A 24,429-nucleotide genomic window follows, 5' to 3' on the forward strand; every position below is an offset into this window, starting at 1 on the left:
GGTTTGCAAAAATAGGTTTCCCGAATTCCTGGGAAGGGGGCTGTCGAAAATGTACTGCAGCCTGAATGTGATGTCCTCTGCATACATGCAGTACGTCAATGTATTACTGTAGCATCCCGACTGTTTTAGCATAGCTTTCGCCGTGTGTCTCCTGGTGTCTCGCTTCAGCATGACGCAGGTCGCCTTCCGTTGCGAGATTTGTTATGTGCGCGTAATCTGTCAGGAAAATTGACACATTGGAGTTCCGAATATGCAAGCGCGTGTAAAGTGGGTTGAAGGGTTAACCTTTCTGGGAGAGTCTGCCTCCGGCCACCAGGTTTTAATGGATGGCAACTCCGGTGATAAAGCGCCAAGCCCGATGGAAATGGTGCTGATGGCCGCAGGCGGTTGTAGCGCAATCGACGTGGTTTCTATTTTGCAGAAAGGGCGTCAGGATGTGACGAATTGCGAAGTGAAGCTGACGTCCGAACGCCGTGAAGAAGCGCCGCGCCTGTTTACGCATATCAATCTGCATTTCATTGTGACCGGCAATGATCTGAAAGACGCGGCGGTTGCGCGGGCGGTCGATCTTTCGGCTGAGAAGTATTGCTCAGTGGCGCTGATGCTGGAAAAAGCGGTGAATATTACCCATTCATATGAAGTGATTGCGGCGTGATGCCGGTTGCCTGATGGCGCTACGCTTATCAGGCCTACGAATTCGCACCCTGTATGCCGGATAAGCGTAGCGCCATCCGGCATATATCAAACGCACTCTGTAGGCCGGATAAGGCGTTAGCCGCCATCCGGCAAACATCGAACAGATTATTCGATTTTCTTCCCTTCCATCAGTCGCTGAACCAGCGGCAACATGATCAGCTCCATCGCCAGCCCCATTTTGCCGCCCGGCACCACGAGCGTATTGATATGGGAAATAAACGACCCCTGCAACATAGCCAGCAGCCACGGGAAATCAATCCCTTCCAGATTTCTGAAATGAATGACCACAAAACTTTCGTCCAGCGAAGGAATGCCTTTCGCGGCGAAGGGATTGGAAGTGTCAACGGTGGGCACGCGCTGGAAGTTAATGTGGGTGCGGGAAAACTGCGGCGTAATGAAATTAATGTAGTCATCCATTGAGCGGACAACGGAATCCATCACCGCCTCGCGGGAGTGGCCGCGCTCGCTGGTATCGCGAATCAGCTTTTGAATCCACTCCAGGTTGACGATCGGCACCACGCCAACCAGCAGATCGACATGACGCGCGACATCATGCTGCGGCGTTACCACGCCGCCGTGCAGCCCTTCGTAAAACAGCACATCGGTGGGTTCCGGCAGCGGCTGCCACGGGGTAAACGTCCCCGGCACCTGATTCCACGGCACGGCCTCATCGTAGGTATGAAGATACTTACGCGCCTGGCCTTTGCCCGTCTGTCCGTATTCAATAAAGGTTTGTTCCAGCAGGCTGAAGTCGTTGGCTTCAGGGCCGAAATAGCTGATATGCCGCCCGGCGTCGCGCGCTTTGCGGATCGCCATGTCCATTTCGGGGCGTGTGTAACGATGAAAACTGTCGCCTTCCACCTCGGCTGCGCGCAGATTTAACTGCGCGAAAATTTTTCGAAACGCGAGGCTGGTGGTCGTGGTCCCCGCGCCGCTGGACCCTGTTACCGCAATCACCGGATGTTTGGCAGACATAATAACTCCATGAATCAACAAAAGTTTTAGTATAGTCGGCCGTCAGCGGCGGATTATTCGCGAAACTGTTCACGCGGCATAATGTTGACCGTCTCGTGCAGTTCAGACCACACCAGAACAGCTTCTCCGCACTGTAGCTGTCGTTTGACGTCGGCGACCTTTTGCTCAAGCGAACGTTCATGTTCACCATAATCGGTGCCTTCACGCAACACAAAGCTTTCGATCAAATTGTCCAGCGTCTCAGAAGACAGCTCTTGCCAGGGGATCATCATGATGACGCCTCCAGATACGTTGTCAGCCAGTCGGGAATCCGCGACTCCAGCCACATTTCCGGGCGACGCAGCGTCCCGCCGATAAATCCAACATGCCCGCCATGCTCGGTGAGTTGATACTCCACCAGCGGCGGCAGATTTTCCGGTTTCGGGATCACATGATGATCCATAAACGGATCGTCTTTCGCGTGGATGATGAGCGTCGGTTTGGCGATCTGGTTGAGCATCGGCATGGCGCTACATTGACGATAATAGTCTATCGCGTCGGCAAAGCCGTGAATTTTCGCGGTGATCAGATCGTCAAATTCACGGAGCCGACGCACGGATTTGAGCTGCGCCAGATTAATCGGCAGTGTGCCGGGGTATGCCGCCAGCTTGCGCGCGGCGTTGGCCTTCAGCAGATTGAGCAGATAGCGCTGATAAACGCGGGAAAACCCTTTTTCCATATGATAGCTGCACGCTTCCAGCACGAAGGGGGCGGAAACGATGACCGCCGCGTCAATCGGGATCTCGCGGCCTTCTTTCGCCAGCAGACACGCCAGCATATTTCCGCCGAGCGAATAGCCGACGGCGGCGGTGGGGACGGCGCCAAACTCACGCTGTAGCCAGTGTAAAAACCAGGTGCCGTCTTCCGTTTCGCCGGAGTGATAAATGCGGTTCAGCCGGTTCGGTTCGCCGCTACAGCCGCGAAAGTGCATGACCACGCCCAGCCAGCCACGCTTTTGCGCCGCTTCAATCAGCCCGTGAGCGTACGGGCTGTTCAGGCTGCCTTCCAGGCCGTGAAAAACCACCAGACGCGGTTTGTGCTTCGCGTGCTGTGGATCTTCACTCCAGGCCAGATCGATAAAATCGCCGTCCGGTAATTCCAGACGTTGCCAGTGCGCATCGAACTTCACCTTGCGGCGGATGAGTCGCGGCAGCATGGTTTGCAGGTGGCGGTTGCGGATACCGCGCATTGGCACGAACTCCGCACTATCGTGACCGGTGATATCAAGGTCGGGGGAGGTTATTTGAGTCATAAATTATGCGATGTTTTTTTAAATCTGCCGCCTACTATACCGTCACTTTCCCCTGGTGTTTATGAAAATGAGGCAGGGGGAGCGGATTTACACCTTCCTGACGCTGATCTTAATCACAATTCATTACTCAAATTATTACTCTCAGGCTAATGATTCCTCTCTACGCTTAATTGATGACTTTCTCACCAGGGCGCACACTCTTTCCAGTGTTAAGCAATCAAAATGATTAGCTGAATCAGGAGGTTAATAATGTTATCTGGGCAAACGCCAGCACGAGTCTGGAACACGCGCCGCACCGAGAAGCAGCGGCGTCTGGCTTCCGTTCCGGTGCAGGGCAAGGTGCTGCCAACCGCAGACCTGACCGCAATGCTGGAAAAACTGATCGCGCCGGGTGACCGCGTGGTATTAGAAGGGAATAACCAGAAGCAGGCAGATTTCCTGTCCCGCATGCTGGCGGAGGTCAACCCGCAGATAGTGCATGACCTGCATATGATCATGCCAAGCGTTGGGCGCAGCGAGCATCTCGATATCTTCGAAAAGGGTATCGCCCGCAAGCTGGACTTCTCTTTTTCCGGCACCCAAAGTCTGCGCATCTCGCAACTGCTGGAAGATGGCCTGCTGGAAATTGGCGCCATCCACACCTACATCGAGCTTTACTCCCGTCTTTATGTCGACCTGGCGCCAAACGTGGCGCTGATTGCCGGTTACAAAGCTGACCGCAAAGGCAACCTCTACACCGGGCCGAGTACCGAAGATACCCCGGCGCTGGTGGAAGCCGCCGCATTCCACGATGGCATCGTTATCGCACAGGTGAATGAGCTGGTGGACGACGAGTGCGACTTGCCGCGCGTCGATATTCCGGGCTCGTGGATCGACTATGTGGTGGTTGCCGACAAACCGTTCTTTATCGAACCGCTGTTCACTCGCGACCCGCGCCTGATCAAACAGGAACATATCCTGATGGCGATGATGGCCATTAAAGGCATCTACGCAGAGCACCAGGTGCAGTCGCTGAACCACGGTATCGGCTTCAACACCGCCGCTATTGAACTGCTGCTGCCGACCTGGGGCGAGCAACTCGGTCTGCGTGGCAAAATCTGTAAACACTGGACGCTGAACCCGCATCCGACGCTGATCCCGGCGATTGAAAGCGGCTGGGTGGAAAGCGTGCACTGCTTCGGCGGCGAGCTGGGGATGGAGGAGTACATCCGCGCCCGTCCTGACGTGTTCTTTACCGGCGCCGACGGCTCCATGCGTTCTAACCGCGCCTTCTGTCAGCTGGCGGGTCAGTACGCGGTCGATATGTTTATCGGCTCCACGTTGCAGGTTGATGGCCTGGCTAACTCCTCAACGGTGACTCGCGGTCGTCTGTCCGGCTTCGGCGGCGCGCCAAACATGGGCCACGACCCGCACGGTCGCCGTCATGCTACCCCGGCCTGGCTGAACATGATCACCGAACCTGACCCTATGCAGCGCGGTAAAAAATTGGTGGTGCAGATGGTGGAAACTTTCCAGGCGGGCGTGAAACCGACCTTCGTGGAAAAACTGGATGCGGTTGACGTGGCGAAAGCCTCCGGTATGCCACTGGCGCCGGTGATGATCTACGGCGACGACGTGACCCACGTTCTGACCGAAGAAGGTATCGCTTATCTCTACCGGGCGGAAAGTCTGGAGGAGCGTCGCGCGATGGTTGCGGCGGTGGCCGGTATCACCGACATCGGTCTGGGCGTAGACGCCCGGCGCGTCGCCGAACTGCGTCAGAGCGGCAAGGTGGTTTACCCGGAAGATATGGGCATTCGTCGTACCGACGCCACCCGTTCTCTGCTGGCGGCCGGTAGCGTTGCCGACCTGGTGGAATGGTCCGGGGGTCTCTACAACCCACCTGCGAAATTTCGGAGCTGGTAATGAAACTTCTGCCCCGGATTCAGGTTGAAGGCGGTGCCGAATGGCTGGCGCGAACCGCCACGCAGTGTCTGATCGACGAAGCACGATTAAGCCCGAAGCCCGGTCTGGTGGACAGTCGGGGGAACGGCGCGCACCACGATTTATCGCTTGCGCTGATGGAGCGCTCGGCGCACAGCCTGACCTCCACGTTTCAGGCGCTGGCGCAACAAAGCTGGCGGCGTCCGGCTGATATTGCGCTCAGACAAACCATAGGGCGACTCGGTCGCGAAGGCGAGCAACTGATGATGGCGGCAACGGGCGGCGTGAACACCCACCGTGGCGCGATTTGGGCGCTGGGGCTGTTGGTGAGCGCCGTGGCGATGCACGGCGGCGCGGGCAGGGCGCAGCAGGTGGCGGCAACCGCCGCTGAACTGGCAAAACTGCCGGATGACGCCGCGCCGAAAGTCTTCAGTAAAGGGCTGCGCGCCACCCACCGTTATCGCGTACCGGGCGCCAGAGAAGAGGCACAGCAGGCGTTTCCACACATTATGCAGCGTGCGCTGCCGCAGCTTCGGCTAAGCCGACAGAACGGCAGCAGCGAAATGCACGCCCGGCTGGATGCGCTGATGGCCATCATGACCTCGCTGACCGACACCTGCGTACTTTCTCGCGCCGGGATGGAGGGGCTGGATGCCATGCAGCATGGCGCGCGTGCCGTTCTCCATGCGGGCGGCAGCGCGCACCCGGCAGGGGAGCAGGCGCTGGCCCGTTTAGACCGTCAGATGCTGGCGCTGAACGCCTCGCCGGGCGGCGCGGCGGACTTGCTCGCCGCCACCCTGTTTCTCGATCGCGTCGAAACGTCTTATTCAAAGCATTAAGAGGATGTTATGGAAAAAATCACATTGACCGTGCCAGCCAGCCGCGCGTTATGCGGCAGGGCGCTGGCAGGGGTTGTCGGCTCCGGGGATATGGAGGTGTTATTCACCGCCGACCAGGGCCAGACGTTAACCATTGATATCACCACTTCCGTCGATAACAGCCGCAGCCGCTGGGAAGCGCTGTTTACCCGTCTGCAAACGGTCAGCAGCCTGCCAGCAGGCAAACTGACCATCCACGACTTCGGCGCGACGCCGGGCGTAGCGCGCATTCGTATCGAACAGGTATTTGAAGAGGTGAGCTATGCGTGATGACCGCAGTTTTATCGAATTAAAAGCGCGTCAGCGCGCCCATGCGCTGCTGGATGAAGGCAGCTACCGCGAACTGCTCGATCCGTTTGAAGGCGTGATGTCGCCGTGGCTGGGCGCGCAGGGCATCGTGCCGCAGGCCGATGACGGCATGGTCGTGGCGAAAGGCACTATTAACGGCAAACCGGCGGTGGTTGTGGCGATTGAGGGCGCATTCCAGGGCGGCAGCATGGGCGAAGTGTCCGGCGCTAAAATGGCGGCGGCGCTGGAGCTGGCGGCGGAAGATAACCGTAACGGCATTCCGACGCAGGCGGTGTTGAGTCTGGAAACCGGCGGCGTGCGTTTGCAGGAAGCCAACCTCGGCCTGGCGGCGATTGCCGACATCCACGCGGCGATTGTTGACCTGCGTCGTTATACCCCGGTGGTCGGCATTGTGGCGGGGACTGTCGGCTGCTTCGGCGGGATGTCTATCGCCGCTGCGCTGTGTAGCTATCTGATTGTCACCCGCGAAGCGCGTCTGGGTCTGAACGGCCCGCAGGTTATCGAACAGGAAGCCGGGATTGAAGAGTATGACTCCCGTGACCGCCCGTTTATCTGGAGCATGACCGGTGGCGAAGTGCGCTATCAAAGCGGGCTGGTGGATGCGCTGGTTGGCGATGGCGTCAACGCGGTGAAAGCGGCGATGAACGATGCGCTGGCGAAAGGCGTTCCGGCAAAACACCGCACCGATAACTACGACGATTATCTGAACCGTCTGAGCCATTTCGACACCCGCAAACAGGCCGATTCAGAACAGATTAACGCACTCTTTGCCCGGGAGGTGAAATGATGAGTAACGCAATAAGCCGTGGCGAGTTATGGCTGCAAGCCCTCGTACCGAACGCCAGACGGCTCGAAGGGCTGTGCCCCTCCGTGCAGGCTGCAGACGGTGAGCTGAACGGTGAAACGGCGCGCTTTATCGCGGTAGTGCCGGATGCTAACAACCATTACCCACGCGCCGCAAAAGGCGAGGTTGGTCTGCTGGAAGGCTGGACGCTTGCAAAAGTGGTCAGCGAAACCGTGGCTGCCGATGCAGATAACACTGTTAAGCGCCCGATCGTGGCGGTGATTGATGTGCCCAGCCAGGCCTACGGTCGCCGTGAAGAGGGATTTGGTATTCACCAGGCGCTGGCCGGTGCGGCAGCGGCGTATGCCAATGCGCGTCTGGCGGGCCATCCGGTGATTGGCCTTATCGTCGGCAAGGCGATGTCCGGCGCGTTTCTGGCGCACGGTTATCAGGCCAACCGCCTGATTGCCTTCAACGACAAAGGCGTGCTGATCCATGCGATGGGCAAAGAGTCTGCGGCACGTATCACCCTGCGTACCGTCGAGTCGCTGGAAAAACTGGCGGCCACTATTCCGCCGATGGCGTACGACATCAGTAACTACGCCACGCTGGGACTGCTCTCCAGTCTGCTGGATATCAGTAATCCAGATGCTCCTTCGGCAAACGATCTGACGTTGGTGACGGCCACTCTGCAACAGGCCATCAGCGATGCTCGTCAGGAGCCGACGCTGAAAAACCGTCTGGGTGCCGACAATCGTCGTAGTTCTGCTCTTGTACGCGAACGCATGCGGGCGAGCTGGTAAGTAAAAGAGACCTGCCAGATGCATAACCCCACGGGCGCGCCCGTTGCGTCCGTGAGGCGACCTGCATCCTGAAAATAATAATCATCGCGTCCGTGCTAACTCTTTTATTCATTACAGGTGATTTATGACTTACGTGATTGTTCATGCTCTTGCACCGATTTTTGTCATCATGTTGCTGGGGTTCTGGGCCGGGAAGGCCAAAATGGTTGATAACAAGAATGTTTCCCTGCTCAACATTTTCGTCATGGATTTTGCACTCCCCGCTGCGCTGTTTAGCGCCACGGTACAAACGCCCTGGACGGGTATTGTCGCGCAGTCGCCGCTGATTCTGGTGCTGACGCTGGCGATGTGGATCACCTACGCCGCTATCTATTTTCTGGCAACGAAGGTATTTAAAAAATCACCGCAGGATGCGGCCGTGCTGACCCTGACCGTCGCTCTGCCAAACTACGCCGCGCTTGGCCTGCCGATTCTCGGTAGCGTGCTGGGCGAAGGGCCGTCAACGTCGCTCTCCGTCGCGGTTTCCATCGCCTGCGGTTCCGTGCTGATGACGCCGTTCTGCCTGCTGATTCTGGAGCGTGAGAAGGCGCGTGCGGAAGGCGGCAACTCAGGTTCTACCCTGTCGATGCTGCCGGTGCTGATGTGGCGTTCAATCAAGAAACCGATCGTGATGGGGCCGCTGCTGGGGGTTATTCTCTCTGCTATCGGTATCAAGATGCCGGAGCTGGTGCTGGCGGCGATCAAACCGCTGGGCCTGTCCGCCACTGCGGCGGCGCTGTTCCTGACCGGGGTGATTCTTTCTGCGCGTAAGTTGCAGATCAACACGATGGTTATTACCTCCACCATTGCCAAGCTGCTGATCCAACCGGCGATTGCCTGGGGGATCGTGCTGATTTTCGGCCTGCATGGCTCGGTGGCGATCACCGCTATCCTGATGATTGCGCTGTCTGCCGGTTTCTTCGGCGTGGTGTTCGGTAACCGCTTTGGCGTGCAGTCGCCGGATGCAGAAGCCGTGCTGCTGTTAAGCTCGGTCCTGTGTATCCTGTCGCTGCCGTTGTTTATCTCGCTGACTTCAGGACTCTAAAGCATGAACACAGCATTACGCCCCCACGATCTTATCTGGCTTAACGCGCGGAGCGCGCTGGAAGGTGTCACGGAGTCCTGGGTGGATGACGTCTGGCATACCCGCCTGCCGGTGGTGGTACGGCGTGATGTTGATGCGCAGGGGCGTATTCCCGTCGGCGTTCGCGGCATAAAGCGCGACCAGCGCGCGGCGGGCTGGGCTCAACCGGACGCCATTACCCGCGTCTGTACGCCGGAATCGCTGGTTGACCCACAGATGCTGCTGCGCTCGCCCTTTATCTCGCAGCCACCGGTTCAGGTGGCTTTATTACTGACGCAACAGGCATGGCCGTGGACGTGGGGGATTACCGGCAGTACCGGCTACGCGCTGGCGACCGGGCTCCCGGTGATCCACGCCGCAAGCGATCTGGATTTGCTGATTCGCGCCTGGCAGCCGCTCTCTCGCGAGCTGCTGGAGAAATGGCGGCAGCAACTGACGGGCGGGCTTTGCCGTGCGGATACCCAGGTGGAAACGCCGCACGGCGCGTTTGCGCTGAACGAATGGCTGCGCGATGGCAAAGCGCTGTTAAAAACGTCGCAGGGGCCGCGGCTGGTCAGCGACCCGTGGCGCAGGGAGGAGTAAATGAAAATCCTGTTTACCTTTCCGGGGCAGGGGACGCAGCATGCAGGTATGCTGCAAAACCTTCCGGGAACGGAGTTAGCGCTGGCGCGCGAGGTGCTGGGGGCGGAGGCGAATACGCTTGATACCCCGGACGCGCTGCAACACACCCGGGCGGTACAGCTTGCTTTGCTGATTGCCGGGGTGGCGTGGGCGCGCGAGCTGGAACGTCGCGGCGTCGCGCCGGATATTGTCAGCGGCCTGTCCATCGGCGCGTATCCAGCGGCGGTGATCGCCGGAGCGCTGGAGTTTACCGACGCGCTGACGCTGGTGGCCCTGCGCGGTGATTTGATGGAGCAGGCGTATCCGCACGGTTACGGCCTGACGGCGATTATGGGGCTGACCTTGCCGCAGGTGGAGTCGCTGGTTGCAGGCAGTGGAACCTTTATCGCTAACCTGAATGCGGAAACCCAGATTGTGATTGCCGGTAGCGATGAGGCGATGGCGGATGTTGCGAAGCGGGCGCTGGATAAAGGCGCGAGTAAAGCCCACCGTCTGGCGGTGAGCGTGCCGTCGCACTGTGCTTTGCTGGCGGAACCGGCGCAGCGGCTGGTGGAGGCGTTCCGTCATGTGACGCTCTCCCGTCCGCGCTGTGCATACCTCAGCGGTAGTACCGGGCGCGTGCTGTGGCAGCCGGAACGTATTGCTGACGATCTGGCGATGAACATGGCGCGGACGGTGCGCTGGCAGGACGCGGCGATCTCCGCCAACGAGCGCGAGGCGCGGCTGGCGATTGAAATGCCGCCCGGCGGCGTGTTGACCTGCTTAACGCGACAGGCGGAGTGGGAAGGTGAGTCTGTCTCGCTGGAGCGCAGCGGGGTGGATGTCGCGGTGCATCTGGCAAAACGGCTTAGAGGCTAGTGCGGTTGCCCGATGGCGCTGCGCTTATCGGGCCTACGGCTCGCACCCGTTGTAGGCCGGATGGCCTACACGCAACCTCGTAGGCCGGATAAGGCGCGTAGCGTCGCCATCCGGCGATCAGGCCCCCAGATTAAGGCTACGCGCGTACATGCGCCCTTCGGCGGCCAGCGCCAGCAGATTAGGGTCGCGCTCGCGGTTGCGGGCGAAGACAATGGCGATGAGCTGCTGCATCTGGTACGGCTGCGACAGCTTCAGTAACTGTACGGAATTCTCGTACATCTTCTTCATGCGTCCCGGCATCAGAGTGAAACCGACGCCCGCCTGCACCAGACTGAGCATCGAAAAGATGTCGTTCACACGGGTGACAATCTCTGGTTCAAACCCGGCAATATGAAAGGCTTCCTGGAAGCCCGCATAGGTGGCAAAGCCTTCCGCCAGTGAGACAAACTTCTGATCCCGGTAATCACGCAGATCGGCGGGCGAGGAGGTGTCAAGCGTTGCCGTCGCCGGTGCGGCGAGATAAATGTCGTCATGAAACAGCGGCAGCACTTCCAGACTGTTGCGATCGATAGCGCTTTCCGAAATGGAGATCAGGATCGCATCCAGTATCCCGTCTTCCAGCATTCTCAGCAGCGCTTCGTTGGAGCCCATTGTCAGATCCAGTTCGAGATCCGGTCGGCGCAGTTTCATCCCCATGATCAGATGCGGGACGGTTTCCAGCGTCAGAGAGTAGAGCGTACCCACGCGCAGACGCCCCTGGCCGATCCCTGCCGTTTTGCGCGCCTCTTCCAGCCCGCGCGCCATCAACTGGCTGACCTCCTGGCAATACTCCAGCAGCGTCCACGCCGCCGGTTGCGGGAGCAGATTACGTCCTTTATGCACGAACAGCGGACAGCGAACATTCTCTTCCAGCGTATGCAGCGCGCGATGAACGCTGACCCCGCTGATATCCAGCGCCTCCGCCGTCCGGGCAATATTGCCTTTCTCCATAAACGTCATGAAGATGCTTAACTTGCGAAAGGTGATATCGTTGGTTATCAGCGGATTCATCGTCATATTCCCGAAGTTAGTCGGCCAGCATCTGCTCAAGCTGTTCCTGCGCTTCCAGCCAGGCCATCTCGCACTCTTCCAGCCCGGATTTGGCGCTGGCCTGCTGTTGCAGGCATTCCGTCAGTTCCGCTTTGCGGCTCTGGTCGTACAGTTCGCTGTCGCCCAGTTTTTCTTCCGCTTGCGCCAGTTTCGCGTTCAGCTTCTCCATCTCTTTTTCCAGACGGGCGATCTCTTTACGCAGCGGCTGGGTCTGGGCACGCAGTTCGGCTTCGCGACGCTTCTGATCCTTACGCGCCTGGGCGCTGTTGGCGTTCTCTTTCGGGGCGTCATCAGGCTGGTTTTCCTGTTTCTGCACGTCGCTCAGCCACTGCTGATAGTCTTCCAGATCGCCATCGAACGGCTCGACTTTATGGTCGTGAACCAGATAGAGATCGTCGGTGGTGGAGCGTAGCAGGTGACGGTCGTGCGAGACGACCACCAGCGCGCCTTCAAATTCGATGAGCGCTTCGGTCAGCGCCTGACGCATATCGAGGTCAAGGTGGTTGGTCGGTTCATCAAGCAGCAGCAGATTAGGGCGCTGCCAGACGATCAATGCCAGCACCAGGCGCGCTTTTTCACCACCGGAGAAGCGACGGGTCTCTTCGCTGACCTTATCGCCCTGGAAGCCAAACCCGCCGAGGTAATCGCGCAGCTTCTGCTCCAGCTCCTGCGGCGCCAGTCGCGCCAGATGTTGCAGCGGCGATTCATCCGCTCGCAAATACTCCAGCTGATGCTGAGCGAAGTAACCGAGTTTAATGCCCTTCGCCAGACCGATTTCACCGCTGGCAGGCGCAAGCTCGCCCGCCAGCAGCTTGATGAGCGTTGATTTACCGGCGCCGTTGCGCCCCAGCAGGCCGATGCGTGAACCGGGCACCAGATTCAGCTTAATGGAGTCCAGAATGATGCGATCGCCATACCCGGCGCTCACTTTCTCCATTTTCAGCAGCGGGTTGGGCAGGCTTTCCGGCGCGCGGAAGCTGAAGTGGAACGGGTTATCGACATGCGCGGGGGCGATAAGCTCCATACGCTCCAGCATTTTGATACGGCTCTGCGCCTGCTTCGCTTTTGTCGCTTTGGCGCGGAAACGGTCGATATAACTTTGCAGATGCGCCACGCGCTCCTGCTGGCTCTCATACATCGCCTGCTGCTGGGCCAGCCGGGTCGCGCGCTGCACTTCAAATGCGCTGTAGTTGCCGGTGTATTCGAACAGGGTTTGCTGTTCGATATGAATGATTTTGTCTACCACCGGATCGAGGAAGTCGCGGTCGTGCGAAATCAGAATCAGAGTGCCCTGATAGCTCTTCAGCCATTTTTCCAGCCAGATAACGGCATCAAGATCGAGGTGGTTGGTCGGTTCATCGAGCAGCAGCAGGTCAGAACGGCAAATCAGCGCCTGGGCCAGGTTAAGGCGCATGCGCCAGCCACCGGAGAAGTCGCTGACCGGACGTTCAAGCTGTTCGTTGCTAAAACCGAGGCCGTGGAGCAGGCTGGCGGCGCGTGAGCGCACGGTCCAGGCGTCGATGGCGTCGAGCTTGCCGTGTACGGTGGCGATGGCGTGCCCGTCGTTACGTTCGTTGGCGTCGTGCAACTGCGCTTCCAGCTGGCGGTATTCGCGGTCGCCATCAATCACGTACTCCAGCGCAGGTTGTGCAAGCGCGGGTGTTTCCTGATTCACCCACGCCAGCTGCCAGTTACCGGGAAAGGTCACGCCGCCTGCATCGGCGCTGATTTCATTTTTCAGCAATGCCAGCAGGGTAGATTTACCGCAGCCATTCTTACCCACCAGGCCGACCTTCTGTCCTGGGTTGATGGTGGCGGTGGCATTGTCCAGCAAGACGCGCACGCCGCGACGAATTTGTAACGAGGAGAAAACAATCATAAGGCGCCGTATGTTCAGACTATGTTAATTTATCATTATGATAATGTAATATGCGGGCATTCTGCCGCGCCGGAGCGCAATGGTAGCCCAAAACAATAACGATACACAAAATAACCGGGAGGGGGATGATGTCCCAGCCAGCAAAGGTACTGCTGCTGTATGCCCATCCAGAATCTCAGGACTCGGTCGCGAACCGGGTGCTGCTTAAACCGGCCATGCAACTCAGTAATGTGACGGTGCACGATCTCTACGCGCACTACCCTGATTTTTTTATCGATATCGCGCATGAGCAGGCGCTATTGCGTGAACATGACGTAATTGTTTTCCAGCATCCGCTGTATACCTATAGCTGTCCGGCGCTGCTTAAAGAGTGGTTAGACCGCGTGCTCAGCCGTGGTTTCGCCAGTGGCCCAGGGGGGAACCAACTGGCGGGAAAGTACTGGCGGAGCGTGATTACCACCGGCGAGCCGGAAAGCGCGTATCGCTACGATGCGCTGAACCGCTATCCGATGACCGATGTGCTGCGGCCGTTTGAGCTGACGGCGGCGATGTGCCGGATGCACTGGATGAGTCCGATTATTATCTACTGGGCCAGGCGACAAAGTGAGCAGGAACTGGCCAGCCACGCGAAAGCCTACGGCGAATGGCTGGCAAACCCTGTTCTGGCGGGAGGTCGCTAATGGAAGGTTCTGATTTATTGACGGCGGGGGTGATGTTCCTCTTCGCGGCGGTCGCTGCGGTGCCACTGGCATCGCGGCTGGGTATTGGCGCGGTACTGGGATATTTGCTGGCAGGGATTGCGATTGGCCCCTGGGGGCTGGGATTTATCAGCGACGTTGATGAAATCCTCCACTTTTCTGAGCTGGGCGTTGTCTTTCTGATGTTTATCATCGGCCTGGAGCTCAACCCTTCCAAACTCTGGCAACTGCGTCGCTCTATCTTTGGCGTCGGGGCGGCCCAGGTGATGCTGAGCGCTGTCGTGCTGGCCGGGCTGCTGATGCTTACCGATTTCTCGTGGCAGGCGGCGGTGATCGGCGGGATTGGTCTGGCGATGTCGTCGACCGCGATGGCGCTGCAACTGATGCGGGAAAAGGGGATGAACCGCAGCGAATCCGGCCAGTTGGGTTTTTCGGTGCTGCTGTTCCAGGATCTGGCGGTGATCCCCGCACTGGCGCTGGTGCCGCTGCTGGCTGGCTCGGCAGATGAACATTTCGACTGGATTAAAGTTGGCATGAAGGTGCTGGCCTTTGCCGGGATGCTGATTGGCGGTCGCTATTTGCTGCGCCCGGTGTTCCGCTTTATCGCCGATTCCGGCGTGCGCGAGGTGTTTACCGCCGCCACGCTGTTGCTGGTGCTGGGGTCTGCTTTATTTATGGATGCGCTGGGGCTGTCGATGGCGCTCGGTACGTTTATCGCAGGCGTACTGCTGGCGGAAAGCGAATACCGTCATGAGCTGGAAACGGCCATCGATCCGTTCAAAGGGCTGCTGCTGGGGTTGTTCTTTATCTCCGTGGGGATGTCGTTAAACCTTGGCGTGCTCTATACCCACCTGCTGTGGGTGGCGGTGAGCGTCGTCGTGCTGGTGGCGGTGAAAACGCTGGTGCTTTATCTGCTGGCGCGTCTGTACGGGATTCGGAGTTCGGAGCGGATGCAGTTTGCGGGCGTGCTGAGTCAGGGGGGCGAGTTCGCGTTTGTGCTCTTTTCCACCGCCTCGTCCCAGCGGCTGTTTCAGGGCGACCAGATGTCGCTGCTGCTGGTCACCGTAACGCTGTCGATGATGACCACGCCGCTGCTGATGAAGCTCGTCGATAAATGGCTCTCCAGACAGCTTAACGGCCCGGAAGAGGAAGATGAAAAGCCCTGGGTGGATGATGATAAACCGCAGGTGATTGTCGTGGGATTCGGGCGTTTTGGTCAGGTAATTGGCCGTTTGTTGATGGCGAATAAAATGCGCATCACTGTACTGGAGCGCGATATCAGCGCCGTTAACCTGATGCGAAAATACGGCTACAAAGTGTATTACGGCGATGCGACTCAGGTGGAGCTACTGCGTTCGGCGGGAGCGGAAGCGGCGGAGTCTATCGTCATTACCTGTAATGAGCCGGAAGACACCATGAAGCTGGTGGAGATATGCCGGCAGCATTTCCCGCATTTGCATATTCTTGCGCGAGCGCGCGGACGTGTGGAAGCGCATGAGTTATTACAGGCGGGTGTCACGCAGTTTTCCCGCGAGACGTTTTCCAGCGCGCTGGAGCTGGGGCGTAAGACGCTGGTGTCGTTAGGGATGCACCCACACCAGGCGCAGCGTGCGCAACTGCATTTCCGTCGGCTGGATATGCGTATGCTACGGGAGCTTATTCCGATGCATACCGACATGGTGCAAATTTCTCGTGCCAGAGAGGCCAGACGCGAACTGGAGGAGATTTTCCAGCGAGAGATGCAGCAAGAGCGGCGCCAGTTGGATGGCTGGGATGAGTTTGAGTAGAGGGTAGGTATGGCGATTCGTAAACGTTTTATTGCAGGGGCGACGTGTCCGGCCTGCCAGGCGCAGGATTCAATGGCGATGTGGCGCGAAAATAATGTCGATATTGTTGAGTGTGTTAAGTGCGGTCATCAGATGCGTGAAGCCGATAAAGCGGCCCGCGAGCACGTTCGCAAAGAAGAGCAAGTGATCGGGATTTTTCATCCAGACTAGCGATATGCCGCAGGTTTTTTTAAGCTAGTGGGTACACGGGTGCAGAATTCCGCTACAATCTGCGCCACTATTCTTCCCATGCTCAGGAGATATCATGAAAGTAGCAAAAGACCTGGTGGTCAGCCTGGCCTATCAGGTACGTACAGAAGACGGTGTGTTGGTTGATGAGTCTCCGGTGAGTGCGCCGCTGGACTACCTGCATGGTCACGGTTCCCTGATCTCTGGCCTGGAAACAGCGCTGGAAGGTCACGACGTTGGCGACAAATTCGATGTGGCTGTTGGCGCGAACGACGCTTACGGTCAGTATGACGAAAACCTGGTGCAGCGCGTGCCTAAAGACGTCTTCATGGGCGTTGACGAGTTGCAGGTTGGCATGCGTTTCCTGGCGGAAACTGACCAGGGCCCGGTACCGGTAGAAATTACCGAAGTGGAAGACGACCACGTTGTGGTTGACGGTAACCACATGCTGGCTGGCCAGAACCTGAAATTTAACGTGGAAGTTGTGGCGATCCGCGAAGCGACCGAAGAAGAACTGGCTCATGGCCACGTTCACGGCGCGCACGGTCACGACCATGACCACGACCACGGTCACGACGGTTGCTGCGGCGGCCACGGCCACGATCATGACCACGGTCATGAGCATGGCAAAGGTGGTTGTGGCGGTAACGGCGGCTGTGGTTGCCATTAATCGTCTGTAATGCCTGATGGCGCTGCGCTTATCAGGGCTACAGTAGGCCGGATAAGGCGTTTACGCCGCCATCTGGCACAAAAAAGCGGGAATATCCCGCTTTTTTTACGTCTCAATAATGCGGTGGCGGTGTCTCTTCGGCCTGCGAGGCGATATTCGACGGTTGGCTGGCTTTAAGCTTCTCCGTCAGCAGACGCAGATGATCGCGTAGTTTCGCCATCTCCATCTCGTGCGCGGTCACCGTTACGTTGAGTTCTTCAATGGTGATCTCCTGAAACGCCAGACGGCTCTCCAGTTCAGCCAGGCGAGCTTCCATCGTTATATCTTGCATGATTCACCTCTCTTGTTGTCTCCGGCACTTCTTGGGTCGCGGCGGATTCTACTGAACTTTATCGGATTACACAGCACTCATTCGCCCTCTACGAAACTAATTTAAACAAAAAGAGTCTGAAAAGGGGTGATAATAGGGCGTGTCCGTATGTTGATTTGTTCTACAACGTTTTATAGTACGCTTCTCATGTAAGTTAACCCTGGGGTGAGATGCCCCGGCCCTGGAGATATGGATGAAATCACTGTTTAAAGTAACGCTGCTGGCGACCACGATGGCCGTTGCTCTGCATGCACCGCTCACTTTCGCTGCGGACGCCGCGAAACCAGCTGCAACTGCTGACAGCAAAGCCGCGTTCAAGAATGACGACCAGAAATCTGCTTATGCGCTGGGCGCTTCGCTGGGTCGTTACATGGAAAACTCCCTGAAGGAACAAGAAAAACTGGGGATCAAACTGGATAAAGATCAGCTGATCGCGGGTGTCCAGGATGCATTTGCAGACAAGAGCAAACTGTCTGACCAGGAAATCGAGCAGACCTTGCAGGCATTTGAAGCGCGCGTGAAGACCTCCGCTCAGGCGAAGATGGAAAAAGACGCCGCTGACAACGAAGCGAAAGGTAAAGCGTTCCGCGAGAAATTTGCTAAAGAGAAAGGGGCGAAAACCTCTTCAACAGGTCTGGTTTATAAAGTAGAGAAAGCCGGTACTGGCGAAGCGCCAAAAGACAGCGACACCGTTGTGGTTAACTACAAAGGTACGCTGATCGACGGTAAAGAGTTCGATAACTCCTACACCCGTGGCGAACCGCTCTCTTTCCGTCTGGACGGCGTGATCCCGGGCTGGACTGAAGGCCTGAAGAACATTAAGAAAGGCGGTAAGATCCAGATGGTTATCCCACCGGATCTGGCCTACGGTAAAACGGGCGTTCCGGGTATTCCGGCTAACTCCACGCTGGTATTCGATGTAGAGCTGCTGGACATCAAACCGGCGCCGAAAGCCGATGCGAAACCAGACGCAGCGGCCGACGCCAAATCGACAGATGCTGCTAAAAAATAAAAACTGAGAACCGCCGCCTGTCATGGCGGCGGTTTTTTTATTGCAGGCCGGATATAATTAATACTGGAAAGCGGAACCCCCGCTGTATTAATTTAATCATCCGCGTAAATAATGAGCCTGCCCTGAAAACATAACGACAGGCTCCTGAAAAGGAGTGTTTTTTTTCATGTCCAGGTCGCTTTTAACCAACGAAACCAGTGAGCTTGACTTACTGGATCAACGTCCTTTCGATCAAACCGACTTTGATATTCTGAAATCCTACGAAGCGGTGGTGGACGGGTTAGCGATGCTCATTGGTTCCCATTGTGAAATCGTATTGCACTCTTTGCAGGATTTGAAATGCTCAGCCATTCGCATTGCCAACGGTGAACACACGGGGCGCAAAATTGGCTCGCCGATCACTGACCTTGCATTGCGCATGCTGCATGATATGACGGGTGCGGATAGCAGCGTATCGAAGTGTTACTTCACACGCGCGAAAAGCGGTGTCCTGATGAAGTCAGTGACGATTGCCATTCGCAACCGCGAGCATCGCGTAATTGGTCTGCTGTGCATCAACATGAACCTTGATGTGCCGTTCTCGCAGATTATGAATACCTTTATTCCGCCGGAAACGCCGGAAGTGGGTTCCGCCGTGAACTTTGCCTCCTCGGTGGAGGATCTGGTCACTCAGACGCTGGAATTCACCATTGAAGAGGTGAATGCCGATCGCAATGTCTCTAATAACGCGAAGAATCGTCAGATTGTGCTGAATCTGTATGAGAAGGGGATCTTCGATATTAAAGATGCGATTAACCAGGTGGCTGACCGCCTGAACATCTCCAAACATACGGTCTACCTCTATATTCGTCAGTTCAAAAGCGGCGACTTCCAGGGGCAAGATAAGTAATGCGTTTTGCCATTGTGGTGACGGGGCCTGCGTACGGAACGCAGCAAGCGAGCAGCGCGTTGCAGTTTGCACATGCCTTAGTTAACGAAGGGCATGAGCTGAGCAGCGTCTTTTTCTACCGGGAAGGCGTGTATAACGCCAACCAGTTGACCTCTCCGGCCAGCGATGAATTCGACCTGGTGCGCGCATGGCAGCAGTTGGGCGCGCAGCATGGCGTCGCGTTGAATATCTGCGTTGCGGCGGCGCTGCGTCGCGGCATTGTGGATGAGACCGAAGCAAAAAGGCTGGCGCTGGCATCAGCCAACTTACAGCCAGGGTTTTCGTTGAGCGGGCTTGGCGCGCTGGCGGAAGCCTCCTTGACCTGCGATCGCGTGGTGCAGTTTTGATGAAACGTATTGCTTTTGTATTCTCCACCACGCCGCACGGCAGCGCGTCGGGCCGCGAAGGACTGGATGCGTTACTGGCGACGTCGGCGCTGACGGAAGAGATTGGCGTCTTTTTTATCAGCGACGGCGTTTTTCAGATTCTTTCGGGACAAACGCCTGACGTCGTGCTGGCGCGGGATTACATCGCCACCTTCAAACTGCTGGGGCTGTACGATATCGAGCAATGCTGGCTGTGCGCCGCTTCGTTGCGTGAGCGCGGTCTGGAGACGGGGGCGAGTTTCATTGTGGATGCGACGCCGCTTGAACCTGAAGCGTTGCGCGGTGAACTGGACAATTATGATGTTATCCTGAGGTTCTGACGTGACTATCCTGCATACATTACATCGTTCCGCATGGCTCAGTGACGTTTCCGCGCTTCTTCGCGTGTGCAAAGAAGGCGATGCGCTTTTATTGCTACAGGATGGCGTTACGGCGGCCATCGAAGGTAGCCGTTTCCTTGAAAGTTTGCGTAACGCCCCCATAACGGTTTACGCACTGAAAGAAGATATCGATGCTCGCGGTTTGAGCGGTCAAATTTCAGACAGTGTCGTCAGGGTTGACTATACTGACTTCGTCAGACTTGCGGTTAAGCATCCCAGCCAGATGGCCTGGTGATTGTGGGATCGTTGTATATTTCTTGACACCTTTTCGACACCGCCCTAAAATTCGGCGTCCTCATATTGTGTGAGGCCGTTTTATTACGTGTTTACGAAGCAAAAGCTAAAACCAGGAGCTATTTAATGGCAACAGTTAACCAGCTGGTACGCAAACCACGTGCTCGCAAAGTTGCGAAAAGCAACGTGCCTGCGCTGGAAGCATGCCCGCAAAAACGTGGCGTATGTACTCGTGTATATACTACCACCCCTAAAAAACCGAACTCCGCGCTGCGTAAAGTATGCCGTGTTCGTCTGACTAACGGTTTTGAAGTGACTTCCTACATCGGTGGTGAAGGTCACAACCTGCAGGAGCACTCCGTGATCCTGATCCGTGGCGGTCGTGTAAAAGACCTCCCGGGTGTTCGTTACCACACCGTACGTGGTGCGCTTGACTGCTCCGGCGTTAAAGACCGTAAGCAAGCTCGCTCCAAGTATGGCGTGAAGCGTCCTAAGGCTTAATGGTTCTCCGTTAAGTAAGGCCAAACGTTTTAACTTAAATGTCAAACTAAACTCGTAGAGTTTTGGACAATCCTGAATTAACAACGGAGTATTTCCATGCCACGTCGTCGCGTCATTGGTCAGCGTAAAATTCTTCCGGATCCGAAGTTCGGATCAGAACTGCTGGCTAAATTTGTAAATATCCTGATGGTAGATGGTAAAAAATCTACTGCCGAAACTATCGTATACAGCGCGCTGGAGACCCTGGCTCAGCGTTCTGGTAAATCTGAACTGGAAGCTTTCGAAGTAGCTCTCGAAAACGTGCGCCCGACTGTCGAAGTTAAGTCTCGCCGCGTTGGTGGTTCTACTTATCAGGTACCAGTTGAAGTCCGTCCGGTTCGTCGTAATGCTCTGGCAATGCGTTGGATCGTTGAAGCTGCTCGTAAACGCGGTGATAAATCCATGGCTCTGCGCCTGGCGAACGAACTCACTGATGCTGCAGACAACAAAGGTACTGCAGTTAAGAAACGTGAAGACGTTCACCGTATGGCAGAAGCCAACAAGGCGTTCGCACACTACCGTTGGTAATCCCTTCGGAATTTTAGTCACCAGGCGGGCGCTTCCAGCAAGCAGCCCGCTTTGGGCTACTTAAATTGAACGCCTAGAAGATAAAACGAGGAATCAAATGGCTCGTACAACACCCATCGCACGCTACCGTAACATCGGTATCAGTGCGCACATCGACGCCGGTAAAACCACTACTACCGAACGTATTCTGTTCTACACCGGTGTAAACCATAAAATCGGTGAAGTTCATGACGGCGCAGCTACCATGGACTGGATGGAGCAGGAGCAGGAGCGTGGTATTACCATCACCTCCGCAGCGACTACTGCATTCTGGTCTGGTATGGCTAAGCAGTATGAACCGCATCGCGTAAACATCATCGACACCCCGGGGCACGTTGACTTCACTATCGAAGTAGAACGTTCCATGCGTGTTCTTGATGGTGCAGTAATGGTTTACTGCGCAGTTGGTGGTGTTCAGCCGCAGTCTGAAACCGTATGGCGTCAGGCAAACAAATATAAAGTTCCGCGCATTGCGTTCGTTAACAAAATGGACCGTATGGGTGCGAACTTCCTGAAAGTTGTTGGTCAGATCAAAAGCCGTCTGGGCGCGAACCCTGTTCCGCTGCAACTGGCGATTGGCGCTGAAGAAGCGTTCACCGGTGTTGTTGACCTGGTGAAAATGAAAGCCATCAACTGGAACGAAGCAGATGCAGGCGTTACCTTCACTTACGAAGATATCCCGGCTGACATGCAGGAACTGGCTGAAGAATGGCACCAGAACCTGATCGAGTCCGCTGCGGAAGCTTCTGAAGAGCTGATGGAGAAATACCTGGGTGGCGAAGAACTGACTGAAGAAGAGATCAAAAAAGCTCTGCGTCAGCGTGTTCTGAGCAACGAAATCATCCTGGTAACCTGTGGTTCTGCATTTAAGAACAAAGGTGTTCAGGCGATGCTGGATGCGGTAATTGATTACCTGCCATCCCCGGTTGACGTCCCTGCGATCAACGGTATCCTGGACGACGGTAAAGATACGCCGGCTGAGCGTCATGCTAGCGATGATGAGCCTTTCTCTGCACTGGCATTCAAAATCGCTACCGACCCGTTCGTGGGTAACCTGACCTTCTTCCGTGTGTACTCTGGTGTGGTTAACTCTGGTGATACTGTACTGAACTCTGTGAAATCCGCACGTGAGCGTTTCGGTCGTATCGTTCAGATGCACGCTAACAAACGTGAAGAGATCAAAGAAGTTCGCGCGGGCGACATCGCTGCTGCTATCGGTCTGAAAGACGTAACTACGGGTGACACCCTGTGTGACCCGGACGCGCCGATCATTCTGGAACGTATGGAATTCCCTGAGCCGGTAATCTCCATCGCAGTAGAACCGAAAACCAAAGCTGACCAGGAAAAAATGGGTCTGGCTCTGGGCCGTCTGGCTAAAGAAGACCCGTCTTTCCGCGTATGGACTGACGAAGAATCTAACCAGACCATTATCGCCGGTATGGGTGAGCTGCACCTCGACATCATCGTTGACCGTATGAAGCGTGAATTCAACGTTGAAGCGAACGTCGGTAAACCTCAGGTTGCTTACCGCGAAGCGATTCGCTCGAAAGTTACCGATATCGAAGGTAAACACGCCAAGCAGTCTGGTGGTCGCGGTCAGTACGGTCATGTTGTTATCGACATGTACCCGCTGGAGCCGGGTTCCAACCCGAAAGGCTACGAGTTCATCAACGACATCAAGGGTGGTGTAATCCCTGGCGAATACATCCCGGCCGTTGATAAAGGTATCCAGGAGCAGCTGAAAGCAGGCCCGCTGGCTGGTTATCCGGTTGTTGACATCGGTATCCGTCTGCACTTCGGTTCTTACCATGACGTTGACTCCTCTGAACTGGCGTTTAAACTGGCTGCGTCTATTGCCTTTAAAGAAGGCTTTAAGAAAGCGAAACCTGTTCTGCTTGAGCCGATCATGAAGGTTGAGGTAGAAACGCCGGAAGAGAACACCGGTGACGTAATTGGTGACTTGAGCCGTCGTCGCGGTATGCTGCGCGGTCAGGAATCCGAAGTTACTGGCGTTAAGATCCACGCTGAAGTACCGCTGTCTGAAATGTTCGGATATGCAACTCAGCTGCGTTCTCTGACCAAAGGTCGCGCATCATACACTATGGAATTCCTGAAGTATGATGATGCACCGAGCAACGTTGCTCAGGCCGTTATTGAAGCCCGTGGTAAATAATCCACAGGATTAAAACCTAAGTCCCGTGCTCTCTCCTGAAGGGGAGAGCACTATAGTAAGGAATATAGCCGTGTCTAAAGAAAAATTTGAACGTACAAAACCGCACGTTAACGTCGGCACCATCGGCCACGTTGACCATGGTAAAACTACTCTGACTGCTGCAATCACTACCGTACTGGCTAAAACCTACGGCGGTGCTGCTCGTGCATTCGACCAGATCGATAACGCGCCGGAAGAAAAAGCTCGTGGTATCACCATCAACACTTCTCACGTTGAATACGACACCCCGACTCGCCACTACGCGCACGTAGACTGCCCGGGCCACGCCGACTATGTTAAAAACATGATCACCGGTGCTGCGCAGATGGACGGCGCGATCCTGGTTGTTGCTGCGACTGACGGCCCGATGCCGCAGACCCGTGAGCACATCCTGCTGGGTCGTCAGGTAGGCGTTCCGTACATCATCGTGTTCCTGAACAAATGCGACATGGTTGATGACGAAGAGCTGCTGGAACTGGTTGAGATGGAAGTGCGTGAACTGCTGTCTCAGTACGATTTCCCGGGCGACGACACGCCGATCGTTCGTGGTTCTGCTCTGAAGGCGCTGGAAGGCGACGCAGAGTGGGAAGCGAAAATCATCGAACTGGCTGGCTACCTGGATTCCTACATCCCGGAACCAGAGCGTGCGATTGACAAGCCTTTCCTGCTGCCGATCGAAGACGTATTCTCCATCTCCGGTCGTGGTACCGTTGTTACCGGTCGTGTAGAGCGCGGTATCATCAAAGTGGGCGAAGAAGTTGAAATCGTTGGTATCAAAGAGACTGCGAAGTCTACCTGTACTGGCGTTGAAATGTTCCGCAAACTGCTGGACGAAGGCCGTGCTGGTGAGAACGTAGGTGTTCTGCTGCGTGGTATCAAACGTGAAGAAATCGAACGTGGTCAGGTACTGGCTAAGCCGGGTTCCATCAAGCCGCACACCAAGTTCGAATCTGAAGTGTACATTCTGTCCAAAGACGAAGGCGGCCGTCATACTCCGTTCTTCAAAGGCTACCGTCCGCAGTTCTACTTCCGTACAACTGACGTGACTGGCACCATCGAACTGCCGGAAGGCGTAGAGATGGTAATGCCGGGCGACAACATCAAAATGGTTGTTACCCTGATCCACCCGATCGCGATGGACGACGGTCTGCGTTTCGCAATCCGTGAAGGCGGCCGTACTGTTGGCGC

General features: G+C 56.3%; 28 protein-coding genes. 22 read left to right on the plus strand and 6 right to left on the minus strand.

What is annotated here, in order from left to right; all coding sequences use genetic code 11:
• The first annotated feature begins 250 nt into the window (after positions 1-250).
• Positions 251-655: an OsmC family protein gene (locus tag OGY62_RS02375; protein ID WP_012135462.1), complete on the plus strand. Its 405-nt coding sequence runs from the start codon at positions 251-253 to the stop codon at positions 653-655.
• Positions 656-801: 146 nt separating this feature from the next.
• On the opposite strand, the gene OGY62_RS02380 is transcribed toward OGY62_RS02375, so the two are convergent.
• Genes OGY62_RS02380 through OGY62_RS02390 form a run of 3 tightly spaced genes read right to left on the minus strand, consistent with a single transcriptional unit; the run spans position 802 to position 2,962 of the window.
• Positions 802-1,671, minus strand: coding sequence for a phosphoribulokinase (locus OGY62_RS02380; protein WP_012135460.1), 870 nt, complete (start codon positions 1,669-1,671; stop codon positions 802-804).
• 53 nt (positions 1,672-1,724) lie between these two features.
• On the minus strand, positions 1,725-1,943 hold the full coding sequence (locus OGY62_RS02385) for a YheU family protein (RefSeq protein WP_012135459.1): 219 nt from the start codon (positions 1,941-1,943) through the stop codon (positions 1,725-1,727).
• Positions 1,940-2,962 carry a hydrolase gene (locus OGY62_RS02390; protein WP_012135458.1) on the minus strand — a complete coding sequence of 341 codons (1,023 nt, stop codon included), beginning with the start codon at positions 2,960-2,962 and terminating at the stop codon, positions 1,940-1,942. Before OGY62_RS02390 ends, OGY62_RS02385 begins: the two co-directional genes overlap by 4 nt.
• Before the next feature lie 249 nt (positions 2,963-3,211).
• Between OGY62_RS02390 and mdcA the strand changes: the two genes are divergently transcribed.
• From mdcA to mdcH, 8 genes are all read left to right on the plus strand, one after another.
• A complete protein-coding gene (gene mdcA, locus OGY62_RS02395; RefSeq protein ID WP_047460778.1) occupies positions 3,212-4,867 on the plus strand; it encodes a malonate decarboxylase subunit alpha in 1,656 nt (551 codons plus the stop codon).
• Positions 4,867-5,724 (plus strand): triphosphoribosyl-dephospho-CoA synthase, encoded by an 858-nt coding sequence (locus OGY62_RS02400; RefSeq protein WP_286458985.1) that lies wholly within the window; start codon positions 4,867-4,869, stop codon positions 5,722-5,724. The genes mdcA and OGY62_RS02400 overlap by 1 nt, the downstream gene beginning before the upstream one ends.
• Before the next feature lie 9 nt (positions 5,725-5,733).
• A complete protein-coding gene (gene mdcC / locus OGY62_RS02405) occupies positions 5,734-6,033 on the plus strand; it encodes a malonate decarboxylase acyl carrier protein (protein WP_286458987.1) in 300 nt (99 codons plus the stop codon).
• On the plus strand, positions 6,026-6,859 hold the full coding sequence (locus OGY62_RS02410; protein ID WP_012135453.1) for a biotin-independent malonate decarboxylase subunit beta: 834 nt from the start codon (positions 6,026-6,028) through the stop codon (positions 6,857-6,859). Before mdcC ends, OGY62_RS02410 begins: the two co-directional genes overlap by 8 nt.
• On the plus strand, positions 6,859-7,659 hold the full coding sequence (gene mdcE / locus OGY62_RS02415; protein WP_101744221.1) for a biotin-independent malonate decarboxylase subunit gamma: 801 nt from the start codon (positions 6,859-6,861) through the stop codon (positions 7,657-7,659). The genes OGY62_RS02410 and mdcE overlap by 1 nt, the downstream gene beginning before the upstream one ends.
• Before the next feature lie 124 nt (positions 7,660-7,783).
• The gene (locus tag OGY62_RS02420) at positions 7,784-8,743 is read left to right on the plus strand and encodes an AEC family transporter (RefSeq protein WP_047460789.1); all 960 of its coding nucleotides are present in this window, start codon (positions 7,784-7,786) and stop codon (positions 8,741-8,743) included.
• A 3-nt stretch (positions 8,744-8,746) separates the two neighbouring features.
• Positions 8,747-9,364 carry a malonate decarboxylase holo-ACP synthase gene (locus tag OGY62_RS02425; RefSeq protein ID WP_286458989.1) on the plus strand — a complete coding sequence of 206 codons (618 nt, stop codon included), beginning with the start codon at positions 8,747-8,749 and terminating at the stop codon, positions 9,362-9,364.
• Positions 9,365-10,261 carry a malonate decarboxylase subunit epsilon gene (mdcH, locus tag OGY62_RS02430; protein ID WP_047460795.1) on the plus strand — a complete coding sequence of 299 codons (897 nt, stop codon included), beginning with the start codon at positions 9,365-9,367 and terminating at the stop codon, positions 10,259-10,261.
• Between the two features lie 117 nt (positions 10,262-10,378).
• On the opposite strand, the gene OGY62_RS02435 is transcribed toward mdcH, so the two are convergent.
• Complete coding sequence (locus OGY62_RS02435) at positions 10,379-11,311, minus strand: LysR family transcriptional regulator (protein ID WP_286458991.1); 933 nt, start codon at positions 11,309-11,311, stop codon at positions 10,379-10,381.
• A 16-nt stretch (positions 11,312-11,327) separates the two neighbouring features.
• Entirely contained in the window at positions 11,328-13,229 is a 1,902-nt protein-coding gene (locus OGY62_RS02440; protein ID WP_012135447.1) for an ABC transporter ATP-binding protein, read from the minus strand.
• A gap of 128 nt (positions 13,230-13,357) precedes the next feature.
• Between OGY62_RS02440 and kefG the strand changes: the two genes are divergently transcribed.
• From kefG to slyD, 4 genes are all read left to right on the plus strand, one after another.
• Complete coding sequence (gene kefG / locus OGY62_RS02445) at positions 13,358-13,909, plus strand: glutathione-regulated potassium-efflux system ancillary protein KefG (RefSeq protein WP_024131006.1); 552 nt, start codon at positions 13,358-13,360, stop codon at positions 13,907-13,909.
• On the plus strand, positions 13,909-15,714 hold the full coding sequence (kefB, locus tag OGY62_RS02450) for a glutathione-regulated potassium-efflux system protein KefB (protein ID WP_047460805.1): 1,806 nt from the start codon (positions 13,909-13,911) through the stop codon (positions 15,712-15,714). The genes kefG and kefB overlap by 1 nt, the downstream gene beginning before the upstream one ends.
• A gap of 9 nt (positions 15,715-15,723) precedes the next feature.
• On the plus strand, positions 15,724-15,924 hold the full coding sequence (locus tag OGY62_RS02455) for a YheV family putative zinc ribbon protein (protein WP_047460809.1): 201 nt from the start codon (positions 15,724-15,726) through the stop codon (positions 15,922-15,924).
• A gap of 94 nt (positions 15,925-16,018) precedes the next feature.
• Positions 16,019-16,612 (plus strand): peptidylprolyl isomerase, encoded by a 594-nt coding sequence (gene slyD, locus OGY62_RS02460; protein WP_041851431.1) that lies wholly within the window; start codon positions 16,019-16,021, stop codon positions 16,610-16,612.
• A 112-nt stretch (positions 16,613-16,724) separates the two neighbouring features.
• Here the strand turns inward: slyD and OGY62_RS02465 are convergent, their stop codons facing one another.
• The gene (locus OGY62_RS02465; RefSeq protein WP_012135441.1) at positions 16,725-16,943 is read right to left on the minus strand and encodes a protein SlyX; all 219 of its coding nucleotides are present in this window, start codon (positions 16,941-16,943) and stop codon (positions 16,725-16,727) included.
• 232 nt (positions 16,944-17,175) lie between these two features.
• Here OGY62_RS02465 and fkpA point away from each other — a divergent pair, with 232 nt between their 5' ends.
• From fkpA to tuf, 9 genes are all read left to right on the plus strand, one after another.
• Positions 17,176-17,994: an FKBP-type peptidyl-prolyl cis-trans isomerase gene (gene fkpA / locus OGY62_RS02470; RefSeq protein WP_012135440.1), complete on the plus strand. Its 819-nt coding sequence runs from the start codon at positions 17,176-17,178 to the stop codon at positions 17,992-17,994.
• 166 nt (positions 17,995-18,160) lie between these two features.
• Positions 18,161-18,883, plus strand: a complete 723-nt coding sequence (locus OGY62_RS02475) for a helix-turn-helix transcriptional regulator (protein WP_003023643.1) — start codon at positions 18,161-18,163, stop codon at positions 18,881-18,883.
• Positions 18,883-19,269: a sulfurtransferase complex subunit TusD gene (tusD, locus tag OGY62_RS02480; RefSeq protein WP_012135438.1), complete on the plus strand. Its 387-nt coding sequence runs from the start codon at positions 18,883-18,885 to the stop codon at positions 19,267-19,269. The genes OGY62_RS02475 and tusD overlap by 1 nt, the downstream gene beginning before the upstream one ends.
• Positions 19,269-19,628 (plus strand): sulfurtransferase complex subunit TusC, encoded by a 360-nt coding sequence (gene tusC, locus OGY62_RS02485; RefSeq protein ID WP_283316500.1) that lies wholly within the window; start codon positions 19,269-19,271, stop codon positions 19,626-19,628. The genes tusD and tusC overlap by 1 nt, the downstream gene beginning before the upstream one ends.
• Before the next feature lie 7 nt (positions 19,629-19,635).
• The gene (gene tusB, locus OGY62_RS02490) at positions 19,636-19,923 is read left to right on the plus strand and encodes a sulfurtransferase complex subunit TusB (protein WP_024131005.1); all 288 of its coding nucleotides are present in this window, start codon (positions 19,636-19,638) and stop codon (positions 19,921-19,923) included.
• A gap of 125 nt (positions 19,924-20,048) precedes the next feature.
• The gene (gene rpsL / locus OGY62_RS02495) at positions 20,049-20,423 is read left to right on the plus strand and encodes a 30S ribosomal protein S12 (protein WP_000246815.1); all 375 of its coding nucleotides are present in this window, start codon (positions 20,049-20,051) and stop codon (positions 20,421-20,423) included.
• A 96-nt stretch (positions 20,424-20,519) separates the two neighbouring features.
• Positions 20,520-20,990: a 30S ribosomal protein S7 gene (gene rpsG / locus OGY62_RS02500; RefSeq protein ID WP_002920113.1), complete on the plus strand. Its 471-nt coding sequence runs from the start codon at positions 20,520-20,522 to the stop codon at positions 20,988-20,990.
• 97 nt (positions 20,991-21,087) lie between these two features.
• Complete coding sequence (gene fusA / locus OGY62_RS02505; protein WP_012135435.1) at positions 21,088-23,202, plus strand: elongation factor G; 2,115 nt, start codon at positions 21,088-21,090, stop codon at positions 23,200-23,202.
• A 70-nt stretch (positions 23,203-23,272) separates the two neighbouring features.
• The coding region (gene tuf, locus OGY62_RS02510; protein WP_286458992.1) for an elongation factor Tu at positions 23,273-24,429 on the plus strand (1,157 nt) is incomplete at its 3' end.

The sequence above is a fragment of the Citrobacter sp. CK198 genome, assembly GCF_030333295.1.
Classification (GTDB): domain Bacteria; phylum Pseudomonadota; class Gammaproteobacteria; order Enterobacterales; family Enterobacteriaceae; genus Citrobacter_B; species Citrobacter_B koseri.